This window comes from Paracoccus halophilus (assembly GCF_000763905.1).
In the GTDB taxonomy this organism is placed as follows: domain Bacteria; phylum Pseudomonadota; class Alphaproteobacteria; order Rhodobacterales; family Rhodobacteraceae; genus Paracoccus; species Paracoccus halophilus.
On the sequence record NZ_JRKN01000024.1, the window covers coordinates 18,667 to 42,129 of the forward strand.

The window sequence follows — 23,463 nt, forward strand, 5'->3', positions numbered from 1 at the left end:
TTATTGCCAGGACTTGATCAGCTCGTCATACGAGATGGTCTCGCCCTGCGGCTTTTCGTTTTCCAGCATGGCGACCGGCGCGCCGGGCGCGTCCAGCCATTCCTGCGGGTCCTTTTCCTCGTTCAGCCTGGGGCCCAGATCGCCCTGCACGCCGGCGCGTTCCAGACGCTCCAGCACGCGCTCCTGCTCGGCGCAGAGCGAATCCAGCGCCTCTTGCGGCGATTTGGCGCCCGACAGCGCGTCACCGATATTCTGCCACCAGAGCTGTGCCAGCTTCGGATAGTCGGGGATATTGGTGCCGGTCGGTGACCACTGCACGCGGGCGGGCGAGCGGTAGAATTCGACCAGACCGCCCAGATTGGGCGCGCGATCGGTAAAGGACTGGTCCTCGACCGAGGATTTGCGGATGAAGGTCAGCCCGATATGGGATTTCTTCACATCCACGGTCTTGGAGGTCACGAACTGCGCGTAAAGCCAGGCGGCCTGCGCGCGGTCGACCGGGGTCGATTTCAGGATCGTCCAGCTGCCCACGTCCTGATAGCCGATCTTGGTGCCCTCGGACCAATAGGCGCCGTGCGGGCTGGGGGCCATGCGCCATTTCGGCGTGCCGTCCTCGTTCATGACCGGGGTGCCGGGCTTGACCATGTCGGCGGTAAAGGTCGTGTACCAGAACATCTGCTGCGCGATATCGCCGCGCGCCGGGACCGGACCGGCCTCGCCGAAGGTCATGCCCATGGCCTCGGGCGGGGTGTATTTCTGCAACCAGTCGATGGCCTTGGTCACGGCATAGACGGCGGCCGCGTCATTGGTCGCACCGCCGCGCGCCACGCAGGAGCCGACGGGCCGCGAGTTCTCATCGACGCGGATGCCCCATTCGTCGACCGGCAGGCCGTTCGGCTCGCCCTTGTCGCCCATGCCGGCCATGGACATCCAGGCATCGGTATAGCGCCAGCCAAGGCTGGGATCCTTCTTGCCGTAATCCATGTTGCCCCAGACCTTGGAGGGGCTGCCCTCGACATAGGACATGTCGCGGCCGGTAAAGAAGGCGGCGATATCCTCATAGGCCGACCAGTTCACCGGCACGCCCAGATCATAGCCGTATTCGGCCTTGAAATCGTCCTTGGTCTTCTGGTCGTTGAACCAGTCATAGCGGAACCAGTACAGGTTGGCGAATTGCTGGTCGGGCAGCTGGTACAGCTCGCCATCCGGCGCGGTGGTGAAGCTGGTGCCCAGGAAATCGTCCAGATCCAGCGTCGGGCTGGTGAAATCCTTGCCCTCTTCGGCCATCCAACGGGTCAGGCTGCGGGCCTGCTGATAGCGCCAATGGGTGCCGATCAGGTCGCTGTCATTGACATAGCCGTCATAGATGTTCTCGCCGGTCTGCATCTGGGTCTGCAGCTTTTCGACGACATCCCCCTCGCCGATCAGATCGTGGGTGATCTTGATGCCGGTGATGGCGGTAAAGGCCGGGGCCAGCACCTTGGATTCATATTCATGCGTGGCGATGGTTTCCGAGACCACCTTGATTTCCATGCCCGCCAGCGGCTGCGCGGCGTCGATGAACCACTGCATTTCCTTTTCCTGATCCTCGCGCGAGAGCGAGGACAGATCGCCGATCTCGGCATCGAGGAACGCTTTCGCGGCCTCGATATCGGCCCAGGCGGGGGCGCCCGTGACCATCAGGGCCAGCGCGATGACCGTGGTTGTTTTCGTCGGTCTCATGTTTTCCTCCCTTGGAATGCGAGACATTGCTTGTCGCGCCGAGCGATCGTTGCCGCCCGGCGCGGGTCGAACCCGGTCAGACCCAGCGGAACACCGCCGCGGCATAGACAAGGCAAAGCGCGAGCCCCCACCAGAGCGGGGGACCGGCAAAGAACAGCCAGCCCAGGCAGATGAAGGCCGAACCCAGCAGCGAGATGAACAGCCGGTCGCCGCGCGTCGTCTCGATCCGCAGGATGCCCATGCGCGGGGTTTCCGGAAACCGGATGGCGAGGATGGTGAACAGCGTGAGCAGGCTGGCGATCACCCAGAAGAACAGCGCCACCGGGAATGTCCAGGCCATCCAGCCGCGGGCGATCATCGGCGCGGTCCAGTCGCGGGCGCCCTCTTCGGTCACCGGCGTGGCCCAGATCAGAAAGCCGAGCGCGGCGCCAAGGATCAGGGCGGCGGCGGCGTAGATCGCGAGCCAGCTGGTGCGGCGGGTGGGGGCTGCGCTCATACCCATCTCAGTGCTGCCTCATCTTCTTCCTGGTCCGCCGTCGAAGGGCGAACGATCAGGTATGGCTTCGATTACCTTGTACCGCCCTTCGCCCGGCTCTCCGGTATGCTGCACGGCAGAAAACACGCGCAGCAACTCCCGAAGTTGCCAGCCAAAAGCGCCGTGCTTGTCGCCAAGAGCAGCCCAAGCGCTCTCGGATAGAAGAGACTCAGCCCCGAACTCTTCATTCAGCGGCTTAGCGCGGATCGCCTCTATCACGTCAGCCAAATGATCCGCTATTTCCTCAAAATCCTTACGTGCCATTTTCACACTCTCCCCAGAGCAAAACCTTTTGCGATGTAGTTACGGACAAACCAGATGACCAAGGCGCCCGGCACGATGGTCAGCACCCCCGCCGCCGCCAGCACGCCCCAATCCATGCCGCTGGCGGAAACCGTGCGGGTCATGGTGGCGGCGATGGGCTTGGCATTGACGCTGGTCAGGGTGCGCGACAGCAGCAGTTCCACCCATGAGAACATGAAGCAGAAGAATGCCGCCACGCCGATGCCGCTCGCGATCAGCGGCATGAAGATCCGCACGAAGAAGCGCGGAAAGGAATAGCCGTCGATATAGGCGGTCTCGTCGATTTCGCGCGGCACGCCGCGCATGAAGCCTTCCAGGATCCAGACCGCCAGCGGCACGTTGAACAGGCAATGCGCCAGCGCCACCGCGATATGCGTATCGAACAGCCCGACCGAGGAATAAAGCTGAAAGAACGGCAGCGCGAACACCGCCGGCGGCGCCATGCGGTTGGTCAGCAGCCAGAAGAACAGATGCTTGTCGCCCATGAAGTTATAGCGCGAAAACGCATAGGCCGCCGGCAGCGCCACGGTGATCGAGATGACCGTGTTCAGCACCACATAGATGATCGAGTTGACGTAACCCATGTACCAGCTGGGATCGGTCAGGATGGTGCGGTAATTGGCAAAGGTCAGGTTGCGCGGGAACAGGCTGAACGTGCCGGTGATCTCGGCATTGGTCTTGAGGCTCATGTTCACCAGCCAGTAGATCGGCAACATCAGGAACAGCAGATATAGCACCATCACGATGGCCGAGGATTTCATGCGCATCACAGCTCCTCCGGGATGTCGGAGCCGGCGCGGTCCATATTGCTCATCACCGTGTAGAACACCCAGCTGACCAGCATGATCACGACGAAATACATCAGGCTGAAGGCCGCGGCCGGGCCAAGGTCGAACTGCCCCACCGCCATCTTGACCAGATCGATGGACAGGAAGGTGGTCGAATTGCCGGGCCCCCCGCCGGTCACCACGAATGGCTCGGTATAGATCATGAAACTGTCCATGAAGCGCAAGAGCACCGCGATCAGCAGCACGCCCTTCATCTTGGGCAGTTCGATATGGCGGAATACGGCCCAGCGGCTGGCCTGGTCGATGCGGGCGGCCTGATAATAGGCCTGCGGGATGGATTGCAGCCCGGCATAGCACAGCAGCGCGACAAGGCTGGTCCAGTGCCAGACATCCATCACGATCACCGTGACCCAGGCGTCCAGCGGATCGCTGGTATAGTTATAGTCGACCCCCAAGGCGGCCAGGGCACCGCCCAGCAGGCCGATATCGACGCGGCCAAAGATCTGCCAGATCGTGCCCACCACGTTGAACGGAATAAGAAGCGGCAGCGCCATCAGCACCAGAACGAGGCTGGACCAGAAGCCCTTTTTCGGCATGTTCAGCGCAACGAAAATGCCCAAGGGCACCTCGATCGCCAGGATGATGGCGGAAAACAGCACCTGCCGGCCAAGCGCCTCGTGCAGGCGCTCGGAATGGACCATCTCGTCGAACCATTCAAGGCCCGCCCAGAAGAACTGGTTGTTGCCGAAAGTGTCGTTGAACGCGTAATTCACCACCGTCATCAGCGGGATCACCGCCGAAAAGGCGACCACGACCAGCACCGGCAGGACCAGAAACCAGGCCTTGTTGTTCCAGGTCTTTTCCATCAGGCGGCCTCCTCTGCAGCGGGTGCGACGCGCCAGTCATCGGCATAGACATTGACCCGGTCGGGGGCGAAGGCCACGCGCGGCAGGCCGTCGATCGCCATGCCCTCGGGGATGACGACATTCAGCGGCTGGCCCAGCACGGAGCCGCGCACCAGCCGGTGGCGGCCGACATCCTCGACGCGGGTGACGTCAAAGGGCAGCCCGCCATCGGCGACCAGCGTCGCGTGTTCGGGGCGGATGCCGATCTGCACCTGACCCGACACCGCGCCGTAATCGCCGCCCAGTTCCACCGCCGCGCCGCCGGCCAGCAGGGCGCGGCGGCCCTGCACCTGCGCGGGCAGGAAATTCATGCCGGGCGAGCCGATGAAATAGCCGACAAAGGTATGGCCGGGCTTTTCGAACAGTTCCTCGGGCGTGCCCATCTGCACGACGCGGCCCTCATACATGACGACCACCCGGTCGGCAAAGGTCAGCGCCTCGGTCTGGTCATGGGTGACATAGATCATCGTATGGCCGAATTCGCGATGCAGGCGTTTCAGCTGCGTGCGAAGCTCCCATTTCATATGCGGGTCGATGACGGTCAGCGGCTCGTCGAACAGGATCGCGTTCACATCCTCGCGCACCATGCCGCGGCCCAGGCTGATCTTCTGCTTGGCGTCGGCGGTCAGGCCCTGCGCCTTGCGCGCCAGCATGTCCTCCATCCCGATCATGGCGGCGATCTGATCGACGCGGGCCTTGATATAGGCCGCATCCATGCCGCGGTTGCGCAGCGGAAATGCCAGATTGTCGCGCACCGACATGGTGTCGTAGACGACCGGGAACTGGAACACCTGTGCGATATTGCGCGCCGCCGTCGGCTGTTCGGTGACATCGGTATCGCCGAACAGCACCCGGCCGTGGCTGGGTTTCAGCAAACCGGAAATGATGTTCAAAAGCGTGGTCTTGCCGCAGCCCGAGGACCCCAGAAGCGCATAGGCGCCGCCATCCTGCCAGACATGATCCATTTCCTTGAGCGCGTAATCCCGATCCGTTTGCGGGTTCGGGTAATAGCTGTGGGCAAGGTTTCGCAGCGTGATCTGTGCCATGATCCCCCCCCTCAGGCCGCGACGGCATAGGCTGCGGGCGCGGCCAGCCGTCCGGCATCGTCGAACAGATAGACATGGGCCGGGTCCAGCCAGAGGGTCAGCTCCTGCCGCCGCGCCAGATCATGGACGCCCTCGACCAGGCCGACCCAGCGGTCGGGGCCGTGATCGGCATGGATGAAGGTCTCGGAGCCGGTGATCTCGGTCACCACCAGCTTGCAGCGGAACCCGAGCGCATGGTCGCCATGCCGCTCAAGATGCAGGTGATTGGCGCGAAAGCCGGCCCGGTAGGCGCCATCCGGCAGCGCCGCGAAACCCGCGACCGGAATCGTCTGATCCCCCAGGGTGATCTGGCCGCCCTGCTTTCTTGCCGCCATGAAATTCATCGGCGGGTCCGAGAATACCCGCGCCGTGGTGGCATCGACCGGCTGGCGATAGACCTGCGGCGTCGGGCCGAACTGGGTCACGCGCCCCTCCCATAATGTCGCGGTATGACCGCCCAGCAGCAGCGCCTCTTCGGGTTCGGTGGTGGCATAGACGAAGATCGCGCCCGAGGCCTCGAAGATGCGGGGGATTTCCACCCGCAATTCCTCGCGCAGCTTGTAATCCAGATTGGCCAGCGGCTCGTCCAGCAGCACGAGGCCCGCGCCCTTGACCAGCGCCCGCGCCAGCGCGCAGCGCTGCTGCTGGCCGCCCGACAGCTCCAGCGGCTTGCGCGGCAGCATCGGGGTCAGGCGCATCATCTCGGCGGTCTCGCGCACCTTGCGGTCGATCTCGTTCGCCGGCCGGCCCATGATGCGCAGGGGCGAGGCGATGTTTTCGTAAACCGTGAGGCCGGGATAGTTGATGAACTGCTGATAGACCATGGCCACGCCGCGATCCTGCACGCGCATGCCGGTCACGTCCTGCCCGTCCCAGACCACCCGCCCGGCCGAGGGCTGGTCGAGCCCCGCCATCAGCCGCATCAGGCTGGTCTTGCCCGACAGCGTCGGGCCCAGCAGCACGTTCATCGTCCCCTTGCGCAGGGTCAGATCGGTCGGATGAATATGCATCCGACCGCCGGCCGACCGCGACACGCCCTGCAATTCCAGCACGCCTTCCCCCCTTCTTGGCCGCCCGTCCCGCGGCCTATTGCCCCTTTACGAACCGATCGAGTTCGCGGGCCTGTTCCTCGTCCATGTGAAGCCCCAGCTTCGTCCGCCGCCAGAGGATATCCTCGGCGCTGCGGGCATATTCCCTGTCCATCAGCCATCTGACCTCGGTCCCGGTCAAGCCTGCCCCGAAGTCGCGGCCCAGATCGGCCATGCCTTTCGCCCCTGCGAGCAGGGCATGGGCATCGGTCCCGTAGGTCCGCACCAGCCGCCGCGAAAGCCGGGGCGACAGGAACGGATAATCCGCCTGCAGGCGCGCGATCAGCGCCGCGACCCCGTCCACCGGAAAATCGCCGCCGGGCAGCGCCACGCCCGCCGTCCAGTCGCCGCCGCATTGCGGGAAAAACCGCGCCAGCCTGGCCATCGCGCTTTCCGCCAGCCGCCGATAGGTGGTGATCTTGCCGCCAAAGACGTTCAGAAGCGGCGGCCCCCGGTCGTCCAGGCTCAGCACATAGTCGCGCGTCGCCGCCGTCGCCGATTTCGCCCCGTCATTGTAAAGCGGCCGCACCCCGGAATAGGTCCAGACCACCTGATCGGGCGTCACGGGCTGCGCGAAATACCGGCTGGCAAAGGCGCAGAGATAGTCGCGTTCCTCGTCCGAGCAGCGCGCCGCGCCCGGCGCGCCCTGATGGTCCATGTCGGTGGTGCCGATCAGGGTGAAATCCTGTTCATAGGGAATGGCGAATATGATCCGGCCATCGGTCCCCTGAAAGAAGTAGCAGCGGTCGTGATCGTAAAGCCGGGGCACGACGATATGGCTGCCGCGCACCAGCCGCACGCCTTCGGCGGACTGGATATGCGCGACATTGCGGATCACATCCTCGACCCATGGCCCGCCGGCATTGACCAGCGCGCGGGCGCGGTGGCTCTGCGGACCGTCCGGCCCCTCGGTGGTGACCTGCCACAGATCGCCGGCCCGCTCGGCATGGGTGACGCGGGTGCGGGTCAGGATGGTGGCGCCGCGCGCCGCGGCATCGCGGGCATTCAGCACCACCAGCCGCGAATCCTGCACCCAGCAATCGGAATATTCCCAGCCCAGCCGAAAGCCCGGCTTCAGCGGCGCGGCCAGCGGATCGCGCGCCAGATCCAGCCTTTTCGTGCCGGGCAGGATCCTGCGCCCGCCCAGATTGTCGTAAAGAAACAGCCCCAGCCGGATCAGCCAGGCCGGCCGCCGCCCCTTCATCCAGGGCATGACAAGGCCCAGCAGGCGCGAGGTCGGGGTGTCGCTTTCGAAGCGCATATCCGGCGAATAGGGCAGCACGAAACGCATCGGCCAGGAGATATGCGGCATGGCGGCCAGCAGGGTCTCGCGCTCTTTCAGCGCCTCGCGCACCAGGCGGAACTCGAAATATTCCAGATAGCGCAGCCCGCCATGAAACAGCTTGGTCGAGGCCGATGAGGTTCCCTGCGCCAGATCGCCCATCTCGGCCAGCGTCACCGACAGGCCGCGCCCGGCCGCGTCGCGGGCAATGCCGCAGCCATTGATGCCACCGCCGATGATGAAAAGATCGACCACCGGCCGTTCCGACGCTGACACGCCATTCCCCTTTGCGCGACTCTGTTCCCCGTCGGGCAGGATGCCCTGCGGAATGCGCGCCGGTCAAGCATGTATTTTCGTTTTCTCGCCAAGAAATATAAAAGCGAATATTTTCGCGTCCGCAGAAACCATCAGCGCAAAGCAAAAGGGCGGCGCCGCGCCTGCGGTGCCGCCCGTTCGATCCGGTCCTGTGCGTTGGCCCGCGCTCAGCCCTTGGCGCGTTCCACATAGGTCAGGTCGGCGGTGTTGATCACCACCTTGGTGCCCACGCCGATATGCGGCGGCACCATGATCCGCACGCCGTTATGCGCCTGCGCCGGCTTGTAGCTCGAGGAGGCCGTCTGGCCCTTGACCACCGGCTCGGTCTCGACCACCTCGACGGTCACCTTTTGCGGCAGCTCGATGGCGATGGCGACTTCGTTGTGGATCTGCAGGAAGACACGGACGCCATCTTCCAGAAACACCTTGTCATCGCCCACCACATCGGGCGCGACGGTCACCTGCTCATAGCTTTCCGGCTCCATGAAGTGGAAGCCTTCGCCATCCTCATAGAGGAAATCGTATTCGCGTTCGTCCACATGGGCGCGCTCGACCTGATCGGTGGTCTTCCAGCGCTCGGAGATCTTGGTTCCGTCCGAGATGCGGCGCATATCGACCTGCGTCGTCGGCGTCCCCTTGCCGGGGTGAAAATTGGTCGCGGTCAGAACGACATGAAGACGGCCGTCGATTTCGACGACATTGCCTTTGCGAAGGCTTGAGGCGATGACTTTCAAGGTTTTTCCCTTGCCTGCTTTCCAAATACCGGGGGGCCGGCTATGCGAAGGGCCGGCAAAGATGCGTTCCCATAACGTGTTTCACGCAGCGATGCCAGCGGCAAGCATAGGGAGGCCCCGCGATGAAAACCCCGACCGCCAGCCCGTGGTGGGACCGCGACCGCCATGCCGGGCGCCGGCCCCTGCTTCTGGCCCGCAACCGGATGCAGGCCGCGATCCGCGACTGGCTGGGGACGCAGGGCTTTCTGGAAATCGACCCCGCCGCGCTGGCCGTCAGCCCGGGGAATGAGGCGCATCTGCACGGCTTCGCGACCCGGATGATCGGCAATGACGGCGCGCCGCATGCGATGTATCTGCATACCAGCCCCGAATTCGCGATGAAAAAGCTGCTGGCCACGGGCGAGGAGCGCATCTTTTCGCTGAGCCATGTCTGGCGCAACCGCGAACGCGGGCCGCTGCATCACCCCGAATTCACCATGCTGGAATGGTATCGCGCGGGCGCGGATTACCGCGCGCTGTTCGAGGATTGCGCGCATTTCCTGCGCCTTGCCGCCGAGGCGGCGGGGGCCGAAGCCCTGCGGTTTCGCGGCGCCGAATGCGACCCTTTCGCCACGCCCGAACTGGTCACCGTGGCCGAGGCGTTCCGCGAATTCGCCGGCATCGACCTGCTGGCCACCTGTTCGGGCGCTGACACCGACGCCCCTGCCCTGCGCGCGCAGGCCGAAGCCGCCGGCATCCGCACGGGCGGGGATGACAGCTGGTCGGATATCCTGTCCCGCGTCCTGGTCGAAAAGGTCGAGCCGCATCTGGGCCATGGCCGGCCGCTGATCCTGGACCGCTATCCTGCGGCCGAGGCGGCGCTGGCGCGTCCCGCCGCCGACCCGCGCGAGGCCGAGCGGTTCGAGCTTTACGCCTGCGGGGTAGAACTGGCCAACGGCTTTGGCGAGCTGACCGACCCCGCCGAACAACGCCGCCGCTTCCTGCTGGAGATGGAGGAAAAGGCCCGCATCTATGGCGAGCGCTATCCGCTGGACGAGGATTTTCTGGCCGCTCTGGCGCAGATGCCCCCGGCCTCGGGCTGCGCATTGGGGTTCGACCGGCTGGTCATGCTGGCCACCGGCGCGCCCCGCATCGACGAGGTGATCTGGGTGCCCGTGGCGGAACAGGTTGCCGGAACCTGACGTGTTTCGGGTTGAGGTTGCGTCGTTGGTGCTCAGCGGTAAGCGTCTGCCCGGGTGGGCGCGGAACGCGCCCGCCGTGGGGCGGGCGGACGCGTGCCTGCCGCTGACGCGACAGGCGGGCAGAGCGGAAATGTATCACCTTAACCCGAAACGCTTTAAGCCCCCGACAGCGCCCTTGGCCTTGGCCCGCCGGTCGCCCAGTCCAGCAATTCGGCGGTATGGACGACCGGCACGCCGGTCCCCGAGCCGATCTGCATCATGCAGCCGATATTGCCGGCGCTGATCACCTCGGGCGTCAGGGCCTCCAATGTCTCGACCTTGAGGCGCTTGAGTTCGGCCGAAATCCCGGGCTGCATCAGGTTATAGGTCCCGGCCGAGCCGCAGCAGATATGGCTGTCCTTCGGCTCCAGCACGGTAAAGCCGGCCGCCGCCAGCAATTCCTTGGGCGCGGACCGGATCTGCTGGCCGTGCTGCAGCGAACAGGCCGCATGATAGCCCACGCGCAGCGGCGGGGCATGAGTGGCGTCGGCCAGCCCCAGATCGGCCATGACCTCGGTGATGTCGCGCGCGAGCCCCGCCACACGCGCCGCATCCCCGGCCAGCGCATCGCCCTTGAACATATGGCCGTAATCCTTGACCGTGGTGCCGCAGCCCGAGGTGTTGATGACCACCGCATCCAGCCCGTCGCCCGCGATCTCGGCCATCAGGGCGCGGATATTGGCGGCGGCCATGGCATGGCTTTCGCCGGTCTTGCCCATGTGATGGGTCAGCGCACCGCAGCAGCCGACGCCCCTGGGGATCACCACCTCGCAGCCATGGCGGCGCAGCAGACGAATGGTGGCGTCATTGATATCGGTGTTCAGCGCCCGCTGCGCGCAGCCGATCAGCAGCGCGACACGCTTGCGGCGCGCACCTTCGGCCGGAAAAACCTGCGGCCGGTCGTTCAGGCTGGGCGGCGGGATGTGCTTCGGCGCCATGTCCAGCATCGCCCGCAGCCGCGCATCCGGCAGCAGCCGGCGAAAGGGCCGCGCCAGCTTCGCGCCCGCCAGCGCCAGCCGGAACCGCCCCGGATAGGGCAGGATGCGCGCCAGCAGCCAGCGCAAGGCACGCTCGCCCAATGGGCGGCGATAGGTCTTTTCGATATATTCCCGCGCGTGATCGACCAGATGCATGTAATGCACGCCCGAGGGACAGGTGGTCATGCAGGACAGACAGGACAGGCAGCGGTCGATATGCTGCACGGTCTTTGCATCCGGCACCTTGCTGTTTTCCAGCATGTCCTTGATCAGGTAGATGCGCCCGCGCGGGCTGTCCAGTTCGTCCCCCAGCACCTTGTAGGTCGGGCAGGTCGCGGTGCAAAAGCCGCAATGCACGCAGGAGCGCAGGATTTCATTGGCGCGGGCGGTGCCGGGATCGGCAAGCTGCGCGGGGGTGAAATTCGTCTGCATCTCAGCCCTCCATCAGGCCCGGGTTCAGGATGCCGGCCGGATCGAAACTGCGCCGCAGCCCAGCCGAGAGCGCGGCAATCGTCGCGGCCTGCGGCGGGAAGGCCGGCCCCTGCAACCCGCCGCGCCGGACCAGCGTGGCATGGGGCGCGATCCGGCGCACGGCATCGGGCAGGGCCGGCCCGCAATACCAGATCAGCCCGCCGCCCCAGTCCAGCGAACATGCACCCCCCAAAGCCTCAAGCGCCCGGACCGCGGCCGGGGCATCAGTCGGCTTGACCAGCAGCCGCCACAGCGGCGTCTCGGCACCGGCGAAATGCGCCACATCGCGCAGCCCTTGCCACAGATCGACGGTCGCCCCGGCCTCCAGCACCTCGGCCCGGCGATCCCCGAGCAGCGCCAGCAGCCTGTCCCGGCGATAGGCCAGTTGCGGCCCCAGCCCCTCGATCCGCAGCCATGCGGTGCCGTCGCGATAGGCCGCGCCCGAGACCTCGAACGGGGTGGCCAGCGCGGCCGAAAACACCGCGACCGCCTCGGCCGCCGTCAGGCCGGGCAGGGCCAGCGTGGCGCGTTCGGGCATGGCCGGCAGGGTCTTGAGCACCATTTCGGTCAGCACGCCCAGCGTGCCATGCGCGCCGCAAAACAGCTTGCTCAGGTCCAGCCCGGTGACGTTCTTCATCACCCGGCCGCCGTTTTTCAGGATGCGCCCCTGCCCGTCCACGAAGCGGATGCCTAGCAGATGGTCGCGGCAGGCCCCGGCCAGCAGCCGGCGCGGTCCGCTGGCATTGGCCGCCACCACGCCGCCGATGGTGGGCGCGCCGTTCCCGCCCAGAAGCCCGCGCATATCGGGCGGCTCAAAGGCGAGCGCCTGCCCCTCGGCGGCCAGCATGGGCTGGATCTCATCCATCGTCGTGCCGGGACGCACGATCAGCGTCATCTCGCCCGGCTCATAGGTGACCACGCCCGCAAGCCGCGAGGTAGCCAGCGCCGCGCCCGGCAGATGCCCGGTCTGGACCCGCGTGCCGCCGCCGATGATGCGCAAGGGCGCGCGCGCCCGGAACCGCTCGACGATCAGCGCGGCCAGTTCGCCCTCGTCCGAGGGGGCGAATGCGGTCGATATATCGGCGCTCATTCCGCGGCGGCCCTTTCGCGATAGGGCTGGCTGGCGGGCAGCGGAAACACCTTGGCCGGGTTCAGAAGCCAGCGCGGATCGAAGACGTCCTTGACCTCCATCTGCACGGCCAGATCGGCGGGGTCGTATTGATCGCCCATCAGGTCGCGCTTTTCGATGCCGACGCCATGTTCGCCGGTCAGGCAGCCGCCGACGCGCACGCAAAGCCGCAGGATATCGGCGCCAAAGGCCTCGGCCCGCTCCAGATCGCCGGGCTTGTTGGCGTTGAAGAGGATCAGCGGATGCATATTGCCGTCGCCGGCGTGAAAGACATTGGCGACCTCGAGCCCGTGCTGGCGCGACAGCTCGCCGATCATCTTCAGCGTATAGGGCAGTTGCCCGACCGGCACGGTGCCGTCCAGACAGATGTAATCGCCCAGCCGGCCCATGGCGCCAAAGGCAGACTTGCGCCCCTTCCAGATTGCGGCGGCATCGTCTGCATTGCGGCTTTCGCGGAACTCGACCGGGTTCAGCGCATCCGCGATCTCGCGCACCCTGGCGATCTGAAAGGCGATTTCCTCGGGCGCGCCCTCGACCTCGACGATCAGGACGGCGGCGCATTTCGGATAGCCGGCATTGGCGAATGCCTCGACCGCGCGCAGGCAGGGCTCGTCCATATATTCGATGGCGACCGGCAAGACGCCCGAGCGGATGATGCGGGCCACGCATTCGCCGGCCACCTCGGCATCGTCGAAACCGATCAGCACCGGGCGCGCGCCCTCGGGCCGGGGCAGGATCTTCAGCGTGGCTTCGGTCACGATGCCCAGCTGCCCCTCGGAGCCGCAAAGCAGGCCCATCAGGTCCAGCCCCATCGGCGCCATTTCCGGCCCGCCCAGCTCAATCACCTCGCCGGTGGTCAGCACCACGGTCGCGCCCAGCAGGTTATTCGTCGTGACGCCGTATTTCAGGCAATGCGCGCCGCCCGAATTCATCGCGATATTGCCCGCGATCGTGCAGGCCAGTTGCGAGGACGGATCGGGCGCATAGAAAAACCCGTGCGGCTCCAGCTCGGCGCTGACCGACAGGTTGGTGACGCCGGTCTGCACGCGGATAAAGCGGTTCCGGGTGTCGATCTCCAGCACGTCGCGCAGGCGCATGGTGCCGATCACCACGCAATCGGCGGTCGGCAGCGCACCACCGGCCAGCGAAGTCCCCGCCCCGCGCGGCACCACCGGCACGCGCAGATCGTGGCAGATGCGCATGGCGGCCGCGACCTCGGCCGTCGTGCGTGGCAGCACCACCGCCAGGGGCGGGCAGCGATAGGCGGTCAGCGCGTCGCATTCATAGGCGCGGGTTTCCTCAAGGTCCGAAATCACCGCGTCATCGGGCAGCACGGCGCGCAGCGCGGCGGTGATCTCGGCCGCGCGGGCAAGCACGCGCGGATCGGGTTCGGGCATGGCGATGCTGGACACGGGGTTCCTCTCCTCGTCCCTGGCGATGCGGTTTGGTAAAATAAATTGACCACTCATGTCAACCGGCCTTTTCCGGTGACCGGAACGGTTGCGCGACACGCGAACTTGGCCAATGATGGCATGAGAACGCCGCGAAACGGACCATGACCGAGACCTCAGCCAAACCCGGGCGCGCCGCCGAAACCGTCGCCCGCCATATCGAGAAACTGATCCTTGAGGGCGCCCTGCGCCCCGAGGAATACCTGCTGGCCGAGCGCGAACTGGCCAGCCGGCTGAACGTCTCGCGCCCGACGCTGCGGGACGCGCTGAAACTGCTTGAGGAGCGCGGGCTGATCCTGGCCGAACGCGGGCGCGGCACCCGCGTGGCGGCCCTGGGCGCGGCGGCGATCTCGGATCCGCTGATCGCGCTGCTGGCGCAATCGCCCGAGGTGGACGACGACTACCTCGAGTTCCGCGACGTGGTGGAAAGCCAGGCCGCCGCGCTGGCCGCCACCCGCGCCAATGAAATCGACCGCCGGATGATCGCCGGCTGCCTGGCCGCCATCGAGGCGGCGCATGCCAAGGCCGATGCCGCCGAAGAGGCCGAGGCCGACGCCGCCCTGCATCTGGCGATCTACGAGGCCAGCCACAATCTGGTCCTGTTGCAGATCATGCGGGCGCTGTCGGGGATCCTGCGCAGCGACGTGATCCAGAACCGCGGCCGCATGTTCACCATTCCCGCCATCCGCGAATTGCTGCGCGACCAGCACCGCGCCATCGCCGAGGCGATTCTGGCGCGCGACCCGCAAGCGGCGCGGGATGCCGCGCATGAGCACCTGTCCTATATCCGCCGCGCCTCGCGCGAGATCCGCGAATCCGAGGCCAAGCTGGGCCAGTCCCTGCGCCGCGTCAGCGGCGGCGGGCTGCAGGCCCCGCGCGGCAGCTGAACGCCCTGCCCCATCCTGCCGCACCCGCCCCGCTTCGGCCCCGCCAATTTCCCCAAGACATTGCCAATGGACCTGCTAGTCTGGCGACATGAGCAGCACCGCACCCTCCCCCGACGCCTCTTCGATCACCGCGCTGTCGGCCCTGGAACTCAGCCGGGCGATCCACGACCGCGACCTGTCCTGCACCGAGGTGATGACCGCCTATCTCGACCGGATCGAGGCGCTGAACCCGCGGGTCAATGCGCTGATCTCGATGCGTCCGCGCGATGCGCTGATGGCCGAGGCGGCACAGGCCGATGCCGAACTGGCCGCCGGCCGGCCGCGCGGCTGGCTGCACGGCATTCCGCAGGCGCCCAAGGATCTGACCGCGACCCGCGACATTCCCAGCACCAAGGGCTATCGCGGCTTGCGCGACTTCCTGCCGCCCAGCGATTCGGTCCTGGTCGAGCGCAGCCGCGCCGCCGGTGCCATCCTGATCGGCAAGACCAACACGCCGGAATTCGGCCTTGGCTCGCATACGTTCAACAGCCTGTTCGGCACCACGCTGAACGCCTGGGACCAGCGGCTCAGCGCCGGCGGCAGTTCCGGCGGCACGGCGGTGGCGCTGGCGCTGCGCATGCTGCCGGTCGCCGATGGCAGCGACATGATGGGATCGCTGCGCAATCCGGCGGGCTGGAACAATGTCTACGGCCTGCGCCCGACCGCCGGGCTGGTGCCGATGGCCCCGGCGCCCGAGCTGTTCTTCAGCCAGCTCGCCACCGAAGGGCCGATGGCGCGCAATATCGCCGATCTGTCCATGCTGCTGGCCACGCATGCAGGCCATGATCCGCGCGCGCCGCTGTCCCTGGCCGGGGACGGCACCGAATTCGCCGCGCCGCTGGCAGGCGAGATGCGGGGCACGCGCATCGGCTGGCTGGGCGATCTGCAGGGCCATCTGCCGACCGAACCGGGCGTGCTGGAGACCTGCGAAAAGGCGCTGGCGATCCTGACCGATCTGGGCTGCGAAATCGAACCGGCGCGCAGCGATTTCAACATGGAACTGCTGTGGCAGGCCTGGGTCGCGCTGCGCAGCTTCATGGTCGCGGGCGGCATGGGCGCGCTTTACGACGACCCGCAGGCGCGCGACCTGCTGAAGCCCGAGGCGATCTGGGAGATCGAGACCGGCCGCGCCCTGACCGGCACGCAGATATTCGCCGCCTCGACGACCCGCTCGGCCTGGTATCAGGCCATGCTCGACCTGTTCCGGCGCTATGATTTCCTGATCCTGCCGAGCGCGCAGATCTTTCCCTTTGACGCATCGCTGCACTGGCCGGCCGAGATCGCCGGCCGCACCATGGACAGCTATCATCGCTGGATGGAGGTCGTCATCCCCGCCACGCTGGCCGGGGTGCCGGCGCTGGCGGTGCCGGCGGGCTTCGGCCCCGGCGGGCTGCCGATCGGCCTGCAGATCCTCGGCCCGGCCCGGCAGGATCGCCGCCTGCTGGAACTGGGCCACGCCTATGATCTGGCGCAGCCCTTTACCGCACGCGAACCGCCCCTGACCTGAGCGGTGCGCGCGGCGCCGGCGTCGGGCCCCCTGCCCCGGATCAGTCCGATGCCAGCCAGTTGTTGAAGCGTTCGGTCAATTCGGCATCGTGGTCGGCCCAGAACTCGGGATCGTCCATCACCGCGTTTTCCAGATGCTCGGGCGCGGTGGGCAGATAGGGGGCGATCTCGGTCTTGTCGTCCTGGTAAAGGCCCAGCAACGCGGTCGAGGATTTCCGCGCGGGACCATAGCTGATATAGCGCGCCTGACCGGCCAGGGCCTCGGTGGAACTGGCGAATTTCACATATTCCATCGCCGCTTGCGGGTTCGGCGCGTCCTTTGGAATGACAAAGGCGTTAAGCTCCAGGAACTGGCCGTCCCAGATGATGTCGAAGGGCTTGCCCTCGTTGATCATCGCGTCGAAGATGCGGCCGTTATATGCCGTCGTCATGGTCACTTCGCCATCGGCCAGCAGCTGCGGCGGCTGCGCGCCGGCCTCCCACCAGACCACATCGTCCTTGATCGTGTCCAGCATGGCGAATGCGCGGTCCACCCCTTCGGGCGTGGCAAGCTGGTCATAGACCTCGGCGGCGGGGACGCCATCCGCGATCAGGCCCAGATAAAGCGTCCGCTTGACCGATTTCGCCAGCGACCGCTTGCCGGGATAGGTCTCGGTGTCGAAGAAATCGGCGACGGTCGAGGGCGCGCCATCGGGAAAGCTGTCCCGGTTGAAGCTGATGACCGTGCCCGCGACGATATTGCCCACCGCACATTCCCACAGCGCGCCGTCAAGGAAATCATCGGCCGCGGGCGTGCCATCGGCGCCGTCGGGCAGGTCGGCGGGATCTATTTCCACCAGCGCGCCTTCGTCGCACAGCCGGATCGCGTCGGACATGGCGACGTCGAAAACATCGCTGGTGACATTCTGCGCCTCGATCTGGGTTTTCAGCGGCGAGGCGGGATCGTCCGCCGCGATCGCCTTGACGCCGATGCCCGTCGCCGCCGTAAAGGGCTCGTTATAGGCCTTGACCTGGCTGGCCTCGATCGCGCCGCCCCAGCTGACCACGTTGATTTCCTGGGCAATTGCCGCCGTGGCCGGCAGGCCAAGCAACAGGGACAGGCAGCTTGTCCTGATGACAGGGTTCATGTTTTCCTCCTCCTTTGACGGGCCGCGCGACCGGCGCGGCACTGACGTGATCCTGTGGCCGCATCGCGGCCGGGCGCCGCCTCACGGCGCGGACGGTCCCGGGCGCGAGGGCTTCTCTCCGACGAAGCGGCCGGCGCCCTCGGCCGGCTGGCCCGAATGCGTCGCGGCGAACCGGCCGATCGCCTCTGCGATCCTTGCGTCCGGCGGGCTTGAGCGGCGGGTATCCAGATCGGTATGCAGCAGCAGCGTCTCGACCGTCGCCGCCAGCATGCCGTCGCCGCGATGCAGGCGATGGAAAAGATGCAGCTTGCGGCCTTCGCCACGCAGGACCTGCGTGGTGACGGTCAGCCGGTCGCCGGCAAGGACCTCGGCCAGATAGCGGATATGCGTCTCGACGGTGAAGAAGCTGCGGCCCGAGCGCAGGTAATCCGCACCCGCGCCGATCAGCTCCAGAAAGCGATCGGTCGCCCCGGCCGCGACGACCAGATAATGGGCTTCGTTCATATGCCCGTTGGCATCGGCCCAATCGGGCGGAACCTGCCTTTCGGCCGTCACCGGCAGCGCGCCGGTGCTGCGATCTGCGTTTTGCGTCATGCCTGCCGCTCGGGCAGGGTGACGACCAGCCCGTCCATCTCTTGCGTGACCCTGATCTGGCAGGTCAGGCGCGAACGGTCGGGGTCCGGGGCCCAGGCGAATTCCAGCATGTCCTCTTCCATCCCGGCCTTGTCCGGCAGGCGGGAGATCCATGCCGCATCGACATAGACATGGCAGGTCGAGCAGGCGCAGGCGCCGCCGCAATCCGCCTCGATGCCCGGAACGCCGTTGTCGCGCGCCCCCTCCATCACGGTCAGGCCGGGCTTGACGTCGATTTCATGCACGGTGCCGTCGTGCCCGATATAGGTGATCATGACCATCGCGTTCTTCCTGTCGCTGTCTGGCGCCCCTGCTTCTGCCGGGCGCGGCAAGGTTCTGGCGGTCAGGCGCCGTTGCGCAGCGGCGCGGTCGCCTTTTGCATGGCGGTGATCAGCGCGTCGCGCTGGCTGGCAAGCTCGGCCTGCGATTTCGCGCGGGATTCGCGCTCGACACCCTCGATCAGGTCCGAGGACAGCGCCGGATCAAGATGCAGCACGCCCAGATCGTCCCACCAGCGGTTGAAACTGTCCGAATATCTTTCGCAGAAGGCCGCAAGCCCGCCCTCGCCCGCGCCCAGATGGAACAGCATCGTCGGCCCCATCGCCGCCCAACGCAGGCCCGGCCCGGCCCAGACGGCGGTATCGACATCCTCGACCGAGGCGACGCCGGTCTTGACCAGATGGATCGCCTCGCGCCACAGCGCCGCCTGCAGCCGGTTCGCGACATGGCCCGGCACCTCGCGACGGACGCGGATGGTGACCTTGCCGGTCAGCCGGTAGAATTCCTCGGCCCCGGTGACCGCCTGTTCCGCCGTCTGCTCGTTGCCCATCACCTCGACCAGCGGGATCAGATGCGGCGGGTTGAACGGGTGGCCCAGGACGAACTGGTGCGGGTCCGTCCAGCCGGCCTGCATCTCGGACAGCGTCAGCCCGGATGCGGATGAGGCGACGATGGCGCCATCGGCCAGCGCGGGCTCGATCTCGGCATAAAGCGCATGTTTGATCGCGATCCGCTCGGGCACGCTTTCCTGCACGAATTCGGCGCCCGCGACGGCTTCGGCGGCGGCGCCGTGAAAGCTCAGCGCGCCGCGGCGGTCATGGGTGGCAAGGCCCAGCTCGATCATCGTCGGCCAGGCCCGGTCGATATAGTCGCGCACGGTTCTTTCGGCATCGGCCGAGGGGTCGAACACCGCCACGTCCCGGCCCGAGGCCAGGAACAATGCGGCCCAGCTCGCGCCGATCACCCCGGCGCCCAGAACAGCGGTTTTCTGGTATTTGGTCATGTCAGAACAGCCTTGGTTGCAGTGGCGAGGCACTGGTCAGCCCGCCATCTATGGTAAAGGATTGGCCGGTCACGAAGCCGGCCGCGTCGGAAACCAGCCAGAGGATCGCCCCGGCCACGTCCTGCGGCGCGCCAAGGCGTCCCGCCGGGTGGCGCGCGATCGCATCCGCCCTTGCCCTTTCGGGATCATGGGCCAGGGCGAAGCCCGCCTCGGCCATATCGGTCATGATCCAGCCGGGGCGGACCGCATTGCAGCGGATCCGGGGGCCATGATCCACCGCGATGGATCGCGTCAGCGCATGGACGAAGCCCTTGGAGGCATTGTAGATCGCCATCGAGGGGTCCGCGACCTCGCCCGAGACCGAGCCCAGATTGACGATGCTGCCGCCGGTTTCCGGCACCTGCGGGATGAAGGCGCGGCACATGTTGAACACGCCCCGGCAATTCGCGCCGATCAGCCGGTCCCAGTCGTCATCCGTCGTCTCGGTCACGGTCTTCTCGATCTGGATGCCGGCATTGTTGACCAGGATCGAGACCGGGCCGAATTCCGCCCGGGCCTCTGCACAGATCCGCGCGGCATCATCGGCGCGCGAAACATCGCCCTGCACCCACAGGATCTCCGCAGGCAGATCCTCGGGCCGGGCGCCGCGGCCGCAAATCGTCAGATCGGCCCCGGCCGCGCGCAGCGCCTCGGTGACGGCGCGGCCGATGCCGCGGCCGCCGCCGGTGACAATCGCGGCCTTTCCCGCCAGCGCGGTCATCAATGCGCCACCATGACGTGACGCACGGCGGTATAGGCATCCAGCGCATAGACCGACATGTCGCAGCCCGTGCCCGAGCCCTTCATCGCGGCCCAGGGCATTTCCGGGGTGGCGACGCCATGCGTGTTCACCCAGGTAAAGCCATAGCGCAGCCGGCTGGCCATCGCCATCGCGCGGCCCGCATCCCGCGTCCAGACCGAGGATGCAAGGCCATAGCGCCCGGTATTCACCGCCCGGATCACCGCATCATGGTCGGAAAACCGCGAGACGCTGACCACCGGGCCGAATATCTCGTTACGCGCGATCTCGGCATCGTCGGCGACATTGGCGACCACCGTCGGGCGATAGAAAAAGCCGGCCTGGTCGGGCGCGGCGCCGCCGGTCAGCACCTCGCAGCCGGCGCGGGCGCGGTCCACGAAACCGGCCACGCGGTCACGCTGCGCGGCCGAGACGACGGGCCCCATCTCGACCCCCTCATCGCGCGGCCGGCCGATGCGGATGCTGTCCACCGCGCTGGCCAGATCGGCGGTGACGCGGTCATAGATGCTGTCATGGACCACGATCCGGCAGGGCTGGGCGCAGTCCTGCCCGGCGTTGAAGAACGCGCCGCCCCGGATGGTTTCGACCAGCGCCGCGATATCGGCATCCTCGCAGACGATCACCGGCGCCTTGCCGCCCAGTTCCAGATGCACATGGCGCAACTGTTCCGCGGCGGCCCGCATCGCCGCCTGGCCGGTCGCCGGCGATCCGGTGATCGAGATCGCCTCGATCTCGGGCGCGTCCAGCATCCGCTGCCCGACCGAAGGCCCGCGCCCGTGCAGCACGTTCAGCACCCCTTTGGGCAGGATGTCGTTCAGCAGTTCGGCAAGCCGCAGCGTCGCCAGCGGCGTCACCTCCGAGGGCTTCAGGACCACCGGGCAGCCCGCCGCGAGCGGCGCGGCCAGCTTCCACGAGGCCATCATCAGCGGATAGTTCCAGGGCGCGATGGCCGCGACCGGGCCGATCGGGTCGCGGCGGATCATGCTGGTATGCCCCGCGACATATTCCCCGGCGGCCGAGCCCTGCATGGTCCGCGCCGCCCCGGCGAAAAAGCGGAACACGTCGATGGTCAGCGGCATCTCGTCATGCAGCGCCGAGGGCCAGGGCTTGCCGACATCGCGGCTTTCCAGCCCCGCCAGTTCCTCGGCATTCGCCTCGATGGTATCGGCAATCGCCAGCAGCAGCGCGGCGCGTTCCGCCGGCGTGCTCTGCCCGAAACCGTCAAAGGCCTCGGCGGCCGCGCGCGTCGCCGCCGCGACCTGTTCGGCGCTGGCCTCGGGGATGGCGGCGATTTCCTCGCCCGTTGCAGGGTCGATGACCGGCAGCGCCTCGCCATCGCCCTGCACCAGTTCGCCATTGATCAACAATCTGCTCGGCATCGCCGCCTCCCCCCTTTTGGTCCGGTCAGAATTTCACCATGTCGCCACCCTTGAGGCCCAGCCTTTCGCGCGCCTCGGCGGGGGTGGCGACGGTCAGGCCCAGGCTCTCGACGATCTCGCGGATGCGCCGCACCTGCTGCGCGTTCGAGGTGGCGAGCTCGCCCTTGCCGATGAACAGGCTGTCCTCCAGCCCGACGCGCAGATTGCCGCCCAGAAGCGCGCTTTGCGTGGCAAAAGGCATCTGGTTGCGGCCGGCGGCCAGCACCGACCATTCATAGTTTTCCGGGCCGAACAGGCGATCCGCAACCTTGTGCATATGCATGAGGTTTTCCAGATCCGCACCGACGCCGCCCAGAATGCCGAACACCATCTGGATGAAGAAGGGCGGCTTGATCAGGCCCTGATCTATGAACCATTTGACGTTGTAGAGATGGCTCAGATCGTAGCATTCGAATTCGAATTTCGTGCCATGCCCCTGGCCCAGCGTCTTGAGCGCGTATTCGATGGTCGCGAAGGTGTTCGGAAAGATGAAATCCCGCGTCATTTCCAGGAATTGCGGCTCCCAGTCATGCTTCCATTCCTTGTATTTGGACAGCAGCGGAAAGATCGCGAAATTCATCGAGCCCATGTTCAGGCTGGCCATTTCCGGGCTGGCCGTGGTCGCGGCCAGCAGCCGCTCGTCCATGGTCATGCCAAGCCCGCCGCCGGTCGAGACGTTGATCACCGCATCGGTCGATTGCTTGATGACCGGCAGGAACTGCTGGAACGTCTCGGGCCGGGGATCGGGCTTGCCGGTTTCGGGATCGCGCGCATGCAGATGGATGATCGCGGCGCCGGCCTCGGCGGCCTCGATGCTGGCGGTGGCGATCTCGGCCGGCGTGATCGGCAGATGCGGCGACATGGTGGGCGTATGGATGCCGCCGGTCGGCGCGCAGGTGATGATGACGGATCTGGACATGTTTCGTCCCTTGCTTGGCTAGAATTTCATCTGCTGGACCTGCGCCGTCAGGCCGCCATCCAGCACCCAGAGCTGGCCCGAGGCATAGCGCGCCTCGTCCGAAGCCAGCCAGTTCACCAGATTTGCGACATCTTCGGGCGTGCCGCAACTGCGCGTCGGATGAACCTCGCGTACCTTGTCGAGAACATCGCCCAGCGTCCCGCCGCCGGCGCCCGATCCGGCGCCGGAAAAGAAGCCGCGCAGCATCGGCGTGTCGACATAGCCCGGGCAGATCGCGTTGACGCGGATCCCCTCGGGGCCGTGATCGCAGGCCATGGCGCGGGTCAGCGCATGGACCGCGCCCTTGGTCGCGCAATAGGCGGCAAGGCCCGGATCGGCGATGAACCCGTCATAAGAGCCGAAATTGATGATCGAGGCGGTGCTGCCGCCCGCGCTGGCCTTGCGCAGCAGCGGCAGGGCGTGTTTCGCGGCCAGAAATGTGCCGGTGACATTGATCGCGAAAATGCGGTTCCAGTCATCCAGGCTGGTGTGCTCGATCGTGTGTTCAAGCTCGATCCCGGCGGCATTGACCAGAATGTCCAGCCTGCCGCTGTCACCGGCGACGGTTTCCATCGCCGCCCGGATCTCGGCCTCGGAAGTCACATCCATCCGGATGAACCGGCCGGCATCGCCGGCGCCGGCCTCCATGCTGCCGTGATCGCTGAGATCGGCGGCATAGACCGTCGCGCCCTCGTGCAGAAAGCGCGCGCAGATGGCGCGGCCGATACCGCCGCGCCCGCCGGTGACAAGGGCAACCCTGCCCTGCAGCATTCCGGTCATTCCCGGCATTCCGTGCCGGCGGCGCGGAT

Annotated in this window: 23 protein-coding genes; 3 read left to right on the forward strand and 20 right to left on the reverse strand. The window is 66.5% G+C overall.

Annotation, left to right across the window (positions count from 1 at the left end; genetic code table 11):
* The 9 genes from IT41_RS14415 to efp form a co-directional block, all read right to left on the reverse strand.
* Complete coding sequence (locus tag IT41_RS14415) at window positions 1–1,722, reverse strand: ABC transporter substrate-binding protein (RefSeq protein WP_036742672.1); 1,722 nt, start codon at window positions 1,720–1,722, stop codon at window positions 1–3.
* 76 nt (window positions 1,723–1,798) lie between these two features.
* Complete coding sequence (locus IT41_RS14420; RefSeq protein WP_036742715.1) at window positions 1,799–2,080, reverse strand: DUF2160 domain-containing protein; 282 nt, start codon at window positions 2,078–2,080, stop codon at window positions 1,799–1,801.
* A gap of 156 nt (window positions 2,081–2,236) precedes the next feature.
* Window positions 2,237–2,521, reverse strand: coding sequence for a hypothetical protein (locus IT41_RS14425; RefSeq protein ID WP_036742673.1), 285 nt, complete (start codon window positions 2,519–2,521; stop codon window positions 2,237–2,239).
* A gap of 2 nt (window positions 2,522–2,523) precedes the next feature.
* On the reverse strand, window positions 2,524–3,327 hold the full coding sequence (locus IT41_RS14430) for a carbohydrate ABC transporter permease (RefSeq protein ID WP_036742675.1): 804 nt from the start codon (window positions 3,325–3,327) through the stop codon (window positions 2,524–2,526).
* Window positions 3,327–4,214, reverse strand: coding sequence for a carbohydrate ABC transporter permease (locus IT41_RS14435; protein WP_036742676.1), 888 nt, complete (start codon window positions 4,212–4,214; stop codon window positions 3,327–3,329). The genes IT41_RS14430 and IT41_RS14435 overlap by 1 nt, the downstream gene beginning before the upstream one ends.
* A complete protein-coding gene (locus IT41_RS14440; protein WP_036742678.1) occupies window positions 4,214–5,299 on the reverse strand; it encodes an ABC transporter ATP-binding protein in 1,086 nt (361 codons plus the stop codon). Before IT41_RS14440 ends, IT41_RS14435 begins: the two co-directional genes overlap by 1 nt.
* 11 nt (window positions 5,300–5,310) lie before the next feature.
* On the reverse strand, window positions 5,311–6,348 hold the full coding sequence (locus IT41_RS14445) for an ABC transporter ATP-binding protein (protein WP_052081594.1): 1,038 nt from the start codon (window positions 6,346–6,348) through the stop codon (window positions 5,311–5,313).
* Between the two features lie 76 nt (window positions 6,349–6,424).
* On the reverse strand, window positions 6,425–7,984 hold the full coding sequence (gene glpD / locus IT41_RS14450) for a glycerol-3-phosphate dehydrogenase (protein WP_036742681.1): 1,560 nt from the start codon (window positions 7,982–7,984) through the stop codon (window positions 6,425–6,427).
* A 206-nt stretch (window positions 7,985–8,190) separates the two neighbouring features.
* Window positions 8,191–8,757 carry an elongation factor P gene (gene efp / locus IT41_RS14455; protein WP_036742683.1) on the reverse strand — a complete coding sequence of 189 codons (567 nt, stop codon included), beginning with the start codon at window positions 8,755–8,757 and terminating at the stop codon, window positions 8,191–8,193.
* A 122-nt stretch (window positions 8,758–8,879) separates the two neighbouring features.
* Here efp and epmA point away from each other — a divergent pair, with 122 nt between their 5' ends.
* The gene (gene epmA, locus IT41_RS14460) at window positions 8,880–9,938 is read left to right on the forward strand and encodes an EF-P lysine aminoacylase EpmA (protein WP_036742684.1); all 1,059 of its coding nucleotides are present in this window, start codon (window positions 8,880–8,882) and stop codon (window positions 9,936–9,938) included.
* Between the two features lie 155 nt (window positions 9,939–10,093).
* Here the strand turns inward: epmA and glcF are convergent, their stop codons facing one another.
* Genes glcF through IT41_RS14475 form a run of 3 tightly spaced genes read right to left on the reverse strand, consistent with a single transcriptional unit; the run spans window position 10,094 to window position 13,957 of the window.
* Window positions 10,094–11,386, reverse strand: coding sequence for a glycolate oxidase subunit GlcF (gene glcF / locus IT41_RS14465; protein ID WP_036742686.1), 1,293 nt, complete (start codon window positions 11,384–11,386; stop codon window positions 10,094–10,096).
* Window position 11,387: 1 nt separating this feature from the next.
* Complete coding sequence (locus tag IT41_RS14470) at window positions 11,388–12,515, reverse strand: FAD-binding protein (protein WP_036742688.1); 1,128 nt, start codon at window positions 12,513–12,515, stop codon at window positions 11,388–11,390.
* Complete coding sequence (locus IT41_RS14475; protein ID WP_197056005.1) at window positions 12,512–13,957, reverse strand: FAD-linked oxidase C-terminal domain-containing protein; 1,446 nt, start codon at window positions 13,955–13,957, stop codon at window positions 12,512–12,514. The genes IT41_RS14470 and IT41_RS14475 overlap by 4 nt, the downstream gene beginning before the upstream one ends.
* 152 nt (window positions 13,958–14,109) lie before the next feature.
* Here IT41_RS14475 and IT41_RS14480 point away from each other — a divergent pair, with 152 nt between their 5' ends.
* Together IT41_RS14480 and IT41_RS14485 are read left to right on the forward strand one after the other, a co-directional pair.
* Window positions 14,110–14,892 (forward strand): FCD domain-containing protein, encoded by a 783-nt coding sequence (locus IT41_RS14480; RefSeq protein WP_036742691.1) that lies wholly within the window; start codon window positions 14,110–14,112, stop codon window positions 14,890–14,892.
* 88 nt (window positions 14,893–14,980) lie between these two features.
* Window positions 14,981–16,438 (forward strand): amidase, encoded by a 1,458-nt coding sequence (locus tag IT41_RS14485; protein ID WP_036742693.1) that lies wholly within the window; start codon window positions 14,981–14,983, stop codon window positions 16,436–16,438.
* Between the two features lie 40 nt (window positions 16,439–16,478).
* On the opposite strand, the gene IT41_RS14490 is transcribed toward IT41_RS14485, so the two are convergent.
* The 8 genes from IT41_RS14490 to IT41_RS14525 form a co-directional block, all read right to left on the reverse strand.
* Window positions 16,479–17,564 carry an ABC transporter substrate-binding protein gene (locus IT41_RS14490; protein WP_052081621.1) on the reverse strand — a complete coding sequence of 362 codons (1,086 nt, stop codon included), beginning with the start codon at window positions 17,562–17,564 and terminating at the stop codon, window positions 16,479–16,481.
* An 81-nt stretch (window positions 17,565–17,645) separates the two neighbouring features.
* A complete protein-coding gene (locus tag IT41_RS14495) occupies window positions 17,646–18,158 on the reverse strand; it encodes a thioesterase family protein (RefSeq protein WP_052081619.1) in 513 nt (170 codons plus the stop codon).
* Window positions 18,155–18,478, reverse strand: a complete 324-nt coding sequence (locus IT41_RS14500) for a 2Fe-2S iron-sulfur cluster-binding protein (RefSeq protein WP_036742694.1) — start codon at window positions 18,476–18,478, stop codon at window positions 18,155–18,157. Before IT41_RS14500 ends, IT41_RS14495 begins: the two co-directional genes overlap by 4 nt.
* Before the next feature lie 62 nt (window positions 18,479–18,540).
* Complete coding sequence (locus IT41_RS14505) at window positions 18,541–19,479, reverse strand: 3-hydroxyacyl-CoA dehydrogenase NAD-binding domain-containing protein (RefSeq protein ID WP_036742696.1); 939 nt, start codon at window positions 19,477–19,479, stop codon at window positions 18,541–18,543.
* A gap of 1 nt (window position 19,480) precedes the next feature.
* Complete coding sequence (locus IT41_RS14510) at window positions 19,481–20,239, reverse strand: SDR family NAD(P)-dependent oxidoreductase (RefSeq protein ID WP_036742697.1); 759 nt, start codon at window positions 20,237–20,239, stop codon at window positions 19,481–19,483.
* On the reverse strand, window positions 20,239–21,657 hold the full coding sequence (locus IT41_RS14515) for an aminobutyraldehyde dehydrogenase (protein ID WP_036742699.1): 1,419 nt from the start codon (window positions 21,655–21,657) through the stop codon (window positions 20,239–20,241). The genes IT41_RS14510 and IT41_RS14515 overlap by 1 nt, the downstream gene beginning before the upstream one ends.
* 25 nt (window positions 21,658–21,682) lie before the next feature.
* On the reverse strand, window positions 21,683–22,615 hold the full coding sequence (gene kce, locus IT41_RS14520) for a 3,5-dioxohexanoate:acetyl-CoA acetone transferase (RefSeq protein WP_036742701.1): 933 nt from the start codon (window positions 22,613–22,615) through the stop codon (window positions 21,683–21,685).
* An 18-nt stretch (window positions 22,616–22,633) separates the two neighbouring features.
* Window positions 22,634–23,434 (reverse strand): SDR family NAD(P)-dependent oxidoreductase, encoded by an 801-nt coding sequence (locus IT41_RS14525; protein ID WP_036742721.1) that lies wholly within the window; start codon window positions 23,432–23,434, stop codon window positions 22,634–22,636.
* Window positions 23,435–23,463 lie beyond the last annotated feature (29 nt).

Coding starts and splice junctions, on each gene's coding strand:
- IT41_RS14415 (WP_036742672.1), bottom strand. CDS start 1,722: ATGAGACCGACGAAAACAACCACGGTCATCGCGCTGGCCCTGATGGTC.
- IT41_RS14420 (WP_036742715.1), bottom strand. CDS start 2,080: ATGATCGCCCGCGGCTGGATGGCCTGGACATTCCCGGTGGCGCTGTTC.
- IT41_RS14425 (WP_036742673.1), bottom strand. CDS start 2,521: ATGGCACGTAAGGATTTTGAGGAAATAGCGGATCATTTGGCTGACGTG.
- IT41_RS14430 (WP_036742675.1), bottom strand. CDS start 3,327: ATGCGCATGAAATCCTCGGCCATCGTGATGGTGCTATATCTGCTGTTC.
- IT41_RS14435 (WP_036742676.1), bottom strand. CDS start 4,214: ATGGAAAAGACCTGGAACAACAAGGCCTGGTTTCTGGTCCTGCCGGTG.
- IT41_RS14440 (WP_036742678.1), bottom strand. CDS start 5,299: ATGGCACAGATCACGCTGCGAAACCTTGCCCACAGCTATTACCCGAAC.
- IT41_RS14445 (WP_052081594.1), bottom strand. CDS start 6,348: ATGCATATTCATCCGACCGATCTGACCCTGCGCAAGGGGACGATGAAC.
- epmA (WP_036742684.1), top strand. CDS start 8,880: ATGAAAACCCCGACCGCCAGCCCGTGGTGGGACCGCGACCGCCATGCC.
- glcF (WP_036742686.1), bottom strand. CDS start 11,386: ATGCAGACGAATTTCACCCCCGCGCAGCTTGCCGATCCCGGCACCGCC.
- IT41_RS14470 (WP_036742688.1), bottom strand. CDS start 12,515: ATGAGCGCCGATATATCGACCGCATTCGCCCCCTCGGACGAGGGCGAA.
- IT41_RS14480 (WP_036742691.1), top strand. CDS start 14,110: ATGACCGAGACCTCAGCCAAACCCGGGCGCGCCGCCGAAACCGTCGCC.
- IT41_RS14485 (WP_036742693.1), top strand. CDS start 14,981: ATGAGCAGCACCGCACCCTCCCCCGACGCCTCTTCGATCACCGCGCTG.
- IT41_RS14490 (WP_052081621.1), bottom strand. CDS start 17,564: ATGAACCCTGTCATCAGGACAAGCTGCCTGTCCCTGTTGCTTGGCCTG.
- IT41_RS14495 (WP_052081619.1), bottom strand. CDS start 18,158: ATGACGCAAAACGCAGATCGCAGCACCGGCGCGCTGCCGGTGACGGCC.
- IT41_RS14500 (WP_036742694.1), bottom strand. CDS start 18,478: ATGGTCATGATCACCTATATCGGGCACGACGGCACCGTGCATGAAATC.
- IT41_RS14505 (WP_036742696.1), bottom strand. CDS start 19,479: ATGACCAAATACCAGAAAACCGCTGTTCTGGGCGCCGGGGTGATCGGC.
- IT41_RS14510 (WP_036742697.1), bottom strand. CDS start 20,239: ATGACCGCGCTGGCGGGAAAGGCCGCGATTGTCACCGGCGGCGGCCGC.
- IT41_RS14515 (WP_036742699.1), bottom strand. CDS start 21,657: ATGCCGAGCAGATTGTTGATCAATGGCGAACTGGTGCAGGGCGATGGC.
- kce (WP_036742701.1), bottom strand. CDS start 22,615: ATGTCCAGATCCGTCATCATCACCTGCGCGCCGACCGGCGGCATCCAT.
- IT41_RS14525 (WP_036742721.1), bottom strand. CDS start 23,434: ATGACCGGAATGCTGCAGGGCAGGGTTGCCCTTGTCACCGGCGGGCGC.